The organism is Nocardioides abyssi (genome assembly GCF_030412915.1).
Taxonomy (GTDB): Bacteria; Actinomycetota; Actinomycetes; order Propionibacteriales; family Nocardioidaceae; genus Nocardioides; species Nocardioides abyssi.
In genome coordinates this window covers 1-346 of sequence record NZ_JAUHJR010000067.1, presented here as the reverse complement: position 1 = coordinate 346, position 346 = coordinate 1, and the positions used below count along the sequence as shown (strand labels likewise).

2 protein-coding genes are annotated in these 346 nt (G+C 36.7%); both read right to left on the bottom strand.

Annotated features, from left to right (window positions below):
- On the bottom strand, positions 1–175 hold a 175-nt coding region (gene rpsM / locus QWY29_RS19935; RefSeq protein ID WP_300962983.1), incomplete at its 3' end, for a 30S ribosomal protein S13.
- 19 nt (positions 176–194) lie between these two features.
- On the bottom strand, positions 195–311 hold the full coding sequence (gene rpmJ / locus QWY29_RS19930; RefSeq protein ID WP_000868345.1) for a 50S ribosomal protein L36: 117 nt from the start codon (positions 309–311) through the stop codon (positions 195–197).
- Positions 312–346: the final 35 nt, after the last annotated feature.

Below are 346 nucleotides of genomic sequence, written 5' to 3'. Positions count from 1 at the left end.
CTTCCGATCGAGCATCTTCTTGATCAGATGTTAAATCTTTGACACGGATATCCTCAGAAACACCTGCTGCTGCAAGAATTTTTTTAGAAGTTGGCAAACCGATACCATATACATAAGTAAGTGATACGACTACACGTTTGTCATTTGGAATATCAACTCCAGCAATACGAGCCATTTTTTCTCCTTTCTACTTTTTATCCTTGGCGTTGTTTGTGTTTTGGATTTGTAGGACAAATTACCATAACACGACCGTTACGACGAATAACCTTACAATATTCGCAAATTGGTTTAACAGATGGTCTTACCTTCATGTCTTAATCCCTCCATTTATTTCGATTATTTAAAG